General features: G+C 39.4%; 2 protein-coding genes. Both read right to left on the reverse strand.

Features of this window, described 5'->3' with window-relative positions; translation table 11 throughout:
* A partial coding sequence (gene tnpC / locus AS180_RS21285) for an IS66 family transposase (RefSeq protein WP_445375980.1) occupies positions 1 to 1,409 on the reverse strand: 1,409 nt, incomplete at its 3' end.
* Between the two features lie 62 nt (positions 1,410 to 1,471).
* The coding region (gene tnpB, locus AS180_RS21290; protein WP_082636448.1) for an IS66 family insertion sequence element accessory protein TnpB at positions 1,472 to 1,814 on the reverse strand (343 nt) is incomplete at its 5' end.

The following is a 1,814-nucleotide window of genomic DNA, read 5'->3' on the forward strand; positions in this document are numbered from 1 at the left end:
GTTTCAGCCAAACTCAAACAAATGGCATTCGCATTAGCGCCTGCTTCACTCACGGAGAAGAGCCAGTTTTTGCGACCAATAACATTTGGACGAATGGCATTTTCAGCGGGGTTGTTATCAATGGCGACATACCCATTTTCAAGGAAAACCTTTAACTCTGATGAACGGCTTAATGTATATTCAGCTGCTTTCGCAATGGCATTTTTACCGAAGAAAGGCGAACGATCAATCCAATCCATAAATTCATCGACGATCGGTTTTGCTTCTTGTTGGCGAACTTGCAAGCGCTCTTCCGGTGAAAGATGTTTGATTTTCCGTTCAATATGAAACAACCGATCGCAGTACTGCACGCCTATTCGTCCATTTTTACTATCGGCTTTTAGCCAATAACGGCGTACGTGAGCCCAACAGTTGGCGAATTGAACATGAGGTAATTGACCGTAAGCTGAATACCCATCACAGATCACAGTGCCTTTGAATCCCTTAATTAAATCTTCTAATACAGCGCGCCCACGAGAAAGAGCGCTCTTAAATAGAACGATAATGGGACCTTCACTTTGTACACTGCGACATACCCAGTTATAAGCGTTTGATTGAGCTGGCTTTCCATCTGAACGCTTAATTATTTGTGCGTAGGTTTCATCTATATGCAACACAGATTTTGCCGTTAATAATTGGTTCATCAAATTATAAAGCGGTTGAAGCCAATCCTCTGCCACACGTATTACCCAATTGGATAGATTTTTATCATTTGTATATAGTCCATGGCGCTCCCATTCATTTACCTGACGGTAAAGAGGTGAGTACTGGATAAACTTATCGTAGATAAGCTTTGCCAAAACAGTAGGACCGGCAATGCTTCTTTGGATTGGACCTTGCGGTGCTTTACCTCGTTTAATTTGAGCTTTTAGTATGGCATCGTTTTTACACGTTTTGCACTCATACACATGTTCAAAATGTTGCACACGCTTCAGGGAGGCTGGAATAAATTTCGCCTCTTCACGTATCAACGTTGAACTGAACTCTACCATCTCCCCACGACAGCAGTCACAAGCTAAGTTGGCTGGGTGATGATGAATCTCTTCAATTTCTATATCCTCATGAAACGAATCATTTCGTTTTTTATTTCTCTTTTTACGAGTAACCGTATAACTAACCTTTTCGATGCTTTGTTCTTCTGTCTGCTCAGGTTCGTTAAAAGACGGATCGTCTTCAAATAATGAGCCTTGTCCATCTGGTATTTGATACTTTGACTTTTCTGATTTAGAACCGTATAAAGCTTTTGTTAATTGGCGAATTTGTTCAGTCAATGCTTCAATTTGTTTGGTTAAATTTTTATTTTGTTCTTTTGTGTAGGCTAATTGTTCTTCCAATAATTGAATCACTTTTTCATTTGAAGCGTCTCCCAAATCATTCACCACATTTCGTTCAATTTAAGTTATGAATGATTATACCACTTAAAATAGGGCTATTAAAAGATACCTTTTGTAGATTTTGTAATCGCCTTTGGCTGTTGCAGAGATAATCCTTCTAATAACCAACGAAGCTCTTGTTGCGAAAGTTTGCGTACCTCATTTTCATCTTTTGGCCATTGTAATTTTCCATTATCTAATCGTTTATAAAGCATGGCGAAGCCATCTCCATCAAAATACAAACATTTATAACGATCCTTGCTCCATCCAGAAAACAGAAAGATAGAATCACTATACGGATCCAATTCGAAAGAATCTTGAATGAGCGTTGCGAGACCATCAATACCTTTACGCATGTCTGTCTTGCCGCAGATGATGTAGATGTTTTGCACGCTCGTAAAA

This window comes from Priestia veravalensis (assembly GCF_001457055.1).
Lineage (GTDB): Bacteria > Bacillota > Bacilli > Bacillales > Bacillaceae_H > Priestia > Priestia flexa.